The sequence below is a fragment of the Abiotrophia sp. genome, from assembly GCF_057275535.1.
In genome coordinates, this window is sequence record NZ_DBHIRJ010000005.1 from 178007 (window position 1) to 184160 (window position 6154).

Consider the following 6154-nt stretch of genomic DNA (forward strand, 5'->3'; position numbering starts at 1 on the left):
ATTTAGTTAGCATATGCTATTTTTCATTGTCACTAGCTGGCTGGCTTTCAGGTTTCTTGCCTTCTAACAAATCTAGCGCCCAGCGGTAGCCAATATAGTGGAAGTCGCCGCGTAAGTCCTCTTCCAAGATTTTGCGGTATTTGCCTTTGACGAAGTCAATGAGCTTCTGGTGTAAGTCGACCAGGATTTGATCTTGGTCCGTTACATAGAGGATGCGCTCAGCACCTTTGCTCGGATAGTAGTAGCGCGCCTTAACCGGTGTATCAGGCTTCTCAGTTGCAAAGAGCCCATCCGTCAGGATTTTGACTGCTTCAATGATGCGGTCATCATGACCGGATTCCAGAATCTGAATCTTCTCTAGTAATTCAGGAACGCTTGTCACCAAGCGCAGTTGGTAGTGGTCTAGGGAGAAGTTGAGACCTGCTAAGATTTGCTCCAAGTCTTCTTCTAGGTGGTCCTTATCTTCCAGATAATGAGGTAGGAGAAAAATCATATAGGCAACTTGAGGATTATGATAGAGAAATTGATAAGTGAGTTGACGCTCGGCACCACAAGTAGGGCACTCAAAACGGAAGAGTTGGCCTTCGAATAACTCGCGCACTAAAGGCGCTTGGGTCTTGCTATTAAGGTGAGTAGGGTAGTCTTTATCTACTTGGGTCTGACAGACGGGGCAAGTCAGGTGGAGTTCAGGCATGGAGAAGCCTCCTTCATCAATCTTTCTTTTATTATATCAAAAAAAAATGCGAAATCTATCTCAAGCTACTTAGAATAGAAAAAATGTGGTACAATAGGAATGTAAGGGTGCCCGTAAGTCAGTCGCGAGCAACCCGTAATGTATGCAGAAAGGGATGGAAGTAATGAACTGTTTAGTGGTCTATATGTCACGTTATGGCTCGACCAAACGTTATGCTGAGCAAATCGCCAAAGTACTTAATTGCCGTGTCTGTGCTCATAATGAGGTCACCGATACACTCCTGGCAGAGAGTCAGATTATGATTCTGGGAACCTGTATTTTGGAAGGGCGTTTAGAAGGTGCTCCTGTTTATCAAGAATGGATAGAGGCTTGGCCTGACAAGTCTTGGATTCTCTACACAGTTGGTCTCTCCAATCCAGACTTAACCAACTTTGATCCTCTCATGGCGGCGGCCTTCAAGCCAGAAGTCTTGGAGCGCATCACTGAATTCCATTTTCGCGGGACAATTGTCTATAAACGCCTCGACTTTATGCAACGCTTAGCTAAGCAACTAGAAGATACCAAGGAACATTCCCTAGATACAGTCAGTTTGGGTGACGTAGAACGCTCCATGCTGGAGACTTACGGGACCACTTATGATGCAACCGAAGAATCCTCTCTGGAGCCTTTGGTGGCTCGGGTTCGTGCTATTCAGAAAGGAGCAAAATAAATGGTAGATACCAAGGAACTAGTCGGCCGTTACGCCGCTAACTATGTCAAAGATGGCATGGTGGTCGGTTTAGGGACCGGATCAACGGCTTATTGGTTTGTTGAAGAATTAGGTGCTCGTATTGCGGATGGCCGTCTCAAACAGATTGTGGGTGTGGCTACTTCTCGTCGGACTGCGGAGCAAGCCCTTAAGTTAGGCATTACCATCATGGATTTAGATCGGGTCAACCATATTGATTTGGTCGTTGACGGGGCGGATGAAGTGACCCGTGATTTCTATGGCATCAAAGGGGGCGGTGGTGCCCTTTTGCATGAAAAGATTGTGGCTAAGAATGCCAAGCGTTCTATCTGGGTTGTAGGCGAAGACAAGGTTGTCGATACTTTAGGAGCTTTCCCCTTGCCTGTTGAGGTGGTGCAGTTTGGGTCCTGGAATCTTTTCCGTCAATTGATGGCGGCAGGCCTAGAACCAAGCTTCCGTAAAGTTGGGTCTGATTCGCTCTATATGACAGATTCTGGCAACTACATTATTGACTTGAAACTAGGCCAGATTCCTTACCCTCACCAGCTTGCTCATGAATTGAAAAATACGGTGGGGGTAGTCGAACACGGACTCTTCCTAGATGTTTGTGATACTTTCTTGGTGGGGCGTGCGGACGGCACCATTCTCCTCTATCAGAAAGATCAAGCCGAGCCAATGACAATTGAGGTGAACTAAATGCGGGTAGTAGACCTAATCGAGAAAAAACAAGCTGGTCTGGCCTTGAGTCAGGAAGAAATCAATTTCCTGATTGCCGGTTATACAGATGGCACGATACCTGATTATCAGATGAGTGCGCTAGCCATGGCTATTTATTTCCAAGGCATGACGGAAGAAGAAGCTAGTTACATGACTATGGCCATGGTCAAGTCAGGGGATGAGATTGATTTATCCGCTATTCATGGTGTCAAAGTCGATAAACACTCGACTGGTGGTGTGGGGGATACGACTACCCTGGTGCTAGCACCTCTAGTAGCTGCCTGTGGGGTACCAGTTGCTAAAATGAGTGGTCGTGGCTTGGGCCACACTGGTGGGACGACTGATAAATTGGAGGCCATTCCTGGCTTCTCTGTAACCCTATCCCCCCAAGATTTTATTGATCATGTCAATCGCTACAAGATTGCGGTAGTTGGTCAAAGTGGTAACCTAACCCCTGCCGATAAAAAACTCTATGCCTTGCGGGATGTGACGGGGACCGTCCAATCCATTCCCTTGATTGCTAGCTCGATTATGAGTAAGAAAATTGCGGCCGGAGCAGATGCCATTGTCTTAGACGTTAAGACAGGCGAAGGGGCCTTCATGAAGACCTTGGCAGATGCGGAAGCTCTGGCTCATACCATGGTGAAGATTGGACACCAAGTAGGGCGTAAGACCCTAGCTGTCATCTCCGATATGAGTCAGCCTTTAGGCTACATGATTGGGAATGCCTTAGAAGTTAAGGAAGCCATTCAGACCCTTCAAGGCAAAGGACCAGAAGATTTAACAGAGCTTTGCTTGGTTTTAGGCGGTCAAATGTTGCTAGCAGCAAATCGAGTAACTAGCCTAGAAGAAGGTAAAGCCCTCTTGCAAGAACAAATCGACTCAGGTCGTGCCTTAGAAGTCTTCAAGACCTTCCTTGCTAACCAAGGCGGGGATACGAGAATTGTGGATAATCTAGACTTGTTACCTCAAGCTCGCTACCACATTCCATTCCTAGCCCAAAGTTCGGGTGTGGTCAGCCAATGGGTGGCTGATGAAGTTGGGGTAGCTGCTATGATGTTAGGCGCTGGACGTGAGACCAAGGAAGATATTATCGACCCAGCAGTTGGGATTGAACTCTGTGTTAAGGTTGGAGATTCTATCCAGGCGGGCCAGCCACTTGCGATTTTACACAGTAACCGAGAAGATGTGAGCGAGGTCTTGTCTCGCTTGTCTGCTGCTGTTTCGATTGCTGACTCCGCTCAGGTGCCAGAATTAATTCGCAAAGTTATTGTGGAATAAACCCATAGGCTATAAAACAGCCCTCATTAGTTGGGAAACCATCCAACTAGTGGAGGGCTGTTGAATTATACTTGGCTTTTCTAAGAAAGTCTTAACTAGGGTGATTTTAGTTTACTTTTGGCGGTCAGAGTGTTAAACTGACTGATGAATTTGTATGATTTTCGGAAACGGAATGAGGTGGCAAAATGTCAATCAAACCAAGAGCGATTAAACCTTTTTCATATGGAGTATTGGCCTTAGGCTTAGCGCTTGTACTAGGAAGCGCAGAGGCGGTAGGGGCCCAATCAGATTCTGAGCAAGTAGACTCAACAAGCCAAGTAGAAAGCCTAGCCACCTCGTCTGAGAGTGCTAGTTCTGTGGCTGAATCCGAAATGGTCTCCACTTCTGCTGAGAGTTCGGCTGAACCACAACTATCCAAACCAGAACAATTACAAGCAGCCTTGGATGCTATGCATGAGTTAAAAACCTACCAGGTACGTTATGGCTTTACCTACGTCAAGGATCGGGCTTATACGGCCCAAGTACAAGCGGTGGGGGACCGTAGTCGTGGCATTGCTAAGATACAATTAACCTATTATGGCGATAAAGGCGAAGGTCTTAAGTATCAACTCGATTTGATGACTTATGATAATCTCTCTCATGTCTATATTAAGCATAGTCAATTATTAGCAAGCATGACTTTCTTCCCTGAATTGTCTTTGACAACGGAGCAGCTCAAAGCCTTAGAAGCCTATGATGACTATTATATCGAACTTAGCAAGGAACAGCTCAAGCAAGTTGGCATAGATCAAGAAGCTTTCCAGCTGCTTTTCTTAGAGCCTAACCGCAAGAAGTTGAGCCAGTTGCCGGAAGCTAAGATTCATGAGTTCAAAGGGACCGTGATGACCAGTGCGGAGTTGACTGAAATTCCGGAGTTTCTCTTTGACCAGACACGTAACTTACATCTCGATTATCGTCTTAAGATGGAATGGGAAGCAAGTGACAAAGGTCCTAGTCTTAAACTCAATCCCCATCTAGATTTGATAGGTAAGGGGGTCGGTTTGGACCTTCAAGGGGAAGTATCAGCTAAGATTCGCAAAGGAGAATTTGGCCTTAACCGCATTGCGGATATCGCGACAGGTAAGGTGGATTTTCTTAAGGCAATGCAATTGAAGACAAGCCCTGTGCTCCAAAAGCTCAAGCGTTTTAGCTTACGAGTCAATCCTAAGGAACAACGCTATCGTATGACTCTCTTGGGGGTGGTAGAAGATACCAACCTTAACCTTTTCAATAATAATCCTGCCTATACACGCTCTTATGACTATGTGGTAGATTATGAGTTGAGCCCTAGTCAGGAACACTTACCAGATATTACTGAGCTTAAGCGCCTTTCGGATCAGGAATATCAATCCTTATTAAATAAGATATTAAGTCAGACGCCAAAAGAATAGTTATTGGCTTACTAACTGCCAGGTTGCTAACTAGCAATCTGGCTTTTGTTTTGGGCTAAGGCTATGAGCTAGATGCTTTCTTTATGAACGATAGAGTAGAACGGAAGGCTTGAAGGCAAGAAAAATTTTTTAGTTTTTGTGAAAGATGATTAATAAGGGGATACAAAGTAATAAAACGACTAGACAAGTGAGTATTTTATCTAATCATCGCCTATAAAATAGCTAAAATATAAGCTTTAATAAGTAGACATTATGTCTCGGTTTTTGAATAAGTGACTCTTGGAAAAGTGTAATAGTAACGAGCTTTAAGGGGGTTGACAAGACGTCATCAAAAATTATAGTCGTCAATAAAACGATTATTAGATGATTAGCGTCAAATTTTCAAAAAAACATCGTGCAATTCTATTCGGCATATACTATAATAGTGGACGAAGTGAACGAAGCAAGTTAGCAAGGGCATTACCTTGGCTCCAATTACCTTGGTGTGAAGATTCTCTCTGAGAAAAACCTCCTTGTTAGTTTGCTTCTTTCATCATATATTTTTTTAATGGAGGAGTCAGTCTATGTTTAGTAAGAATAATCGGCAGATGAATCAGCAAAAACAAGGCGAGAAAGTCACGCGCTATGCGATTAAAAAGTTTAGCTTCGGGGCGGCCTCAGTTGCCGTAGCCTGCGGTATTTATTTCGCTAATGGCGCAGCGGTTCAAGCTGAAAGTCAAGATAATGTGACTACAACCAGTTTAGATCACGAAGTAGCGTCAGAGACAAGTCATCAACCGGCAGTCCAAGCGGCCAGTCCGGATCAAGCGGCAGACGCAACACCTGCTAGCTCAGCTTCATCAGACCAAGCAAGCGCACCGGCAACATCTGAATCATCAGCTGCTGAGTCGTCAAGTCAGAAGGAAGAGCCTGCGACTAGCGAGGGACAAGCAGACCAAGCTAGTTCTGAAAAACCAGCTACACCGGCAGCACCTGCTCAACCGGCGGCAACGAGCCCTGCGACCAGTTCAGAACAACCAACGGCAAATACTGAGGTAACTCAACCTAGCCGTTCTCGTCGTGTACGACGAGATGCTACACCTACCGGTTTACGGGATGGTGATCCTAATAACACAATTGCGAAACCTACTTTAGCGGATTCAGAGAAGAAGCGTCCAGCAGATTTAATGAAACAAATTAACTGGTTAGACTTCAGTGATTCAAAATCATTGACTAATCTTGATGCTAATGGCGCTTTCCAAGTCGGCACCGTCTACGAAAAAGAAATTTCGCCAGGTTATCGGATTAAGCTGACTGTTACTTCCT

6 protein-coding genes are annotated in these 6154 nt (G+C 45.2%); 5 read left to right on the forward strand and 1 reads right to left on the reverse strand.

All coding sequences use genetic code 11. From position 1 onward, the window contains the following. Positions 1 to 16: 16 nt before the first annotated feature. Entirely contained in the window at positions 17 to 694 is a 678-nt protein-coding gene (locus ACO53F_RS05600) for a CpXC domain-containing protein (RefSeq protein WP_485137643.1), read from the reverse strand. 163 nt (positions 695 to 857) lie between these two features. Between ACO53F_RS05600 and ACO53F_RS05605 the strand changes: the two genes are divergently transcribed. The 5 genes from ACO53F_RS05605 to ACO53F_RS05625 form a co-directional block, all read left to right on the forward strand. Next, on the forward strand, positions 858 to 1403 hold the full coding sequence (locus ACO53F_RS05605; protein WP_298077705.1) for a flavodoxin domain-containing protein: 546 nt from the start codon (positions 858 to 860) through the stop codon (positions 1401 to 1403). Beyond that, complete coding sequence (gene rpiA / locus ACO53F_RS05610) at positions 1404 to 2117, forward strand: ribose-5-phosphate isomerase RpiA (protein WP_306486122.1); 714 nt, start codon at positions 1404 to 1406, stop codon at positions 2115 to 2117. It begins immediately after the preceding gene. Continuing rightward, positions 2118 to 3419 (forward strand): pyrimidine-nucleoside phosphorylase, encoded by a 1302-nt coding sequence (locus ACO53F_RS05615; protein ID WP_485137644.1) that lies wholly within the window; start codon positions 2118 to 2120, stop codon positions 3417 to 3419. Positions 3420 to 3604: 185 nt separating this feature from the next. After that, complete coding sequence (locus tag ACO53F_RS05620) at positions 3605 to 4849, forward strand: hypothetical protein (RefSeq protein ID WP_485137645.1); 1245 nt, start codon at positions 3605 to 3607, stop codon at positions 4847 to 4849. 563 nt (positions 4850 to 5412) lie between these two features. Next, positions 5413 to 6154 (forward strand): YSIRK-type signal peptide-containing protein (locus ACO53F_RS05625; RefSeq protein ID WP_485137646.1); only part of this gene is annotated, 742 nt, incomplete at its 3' end.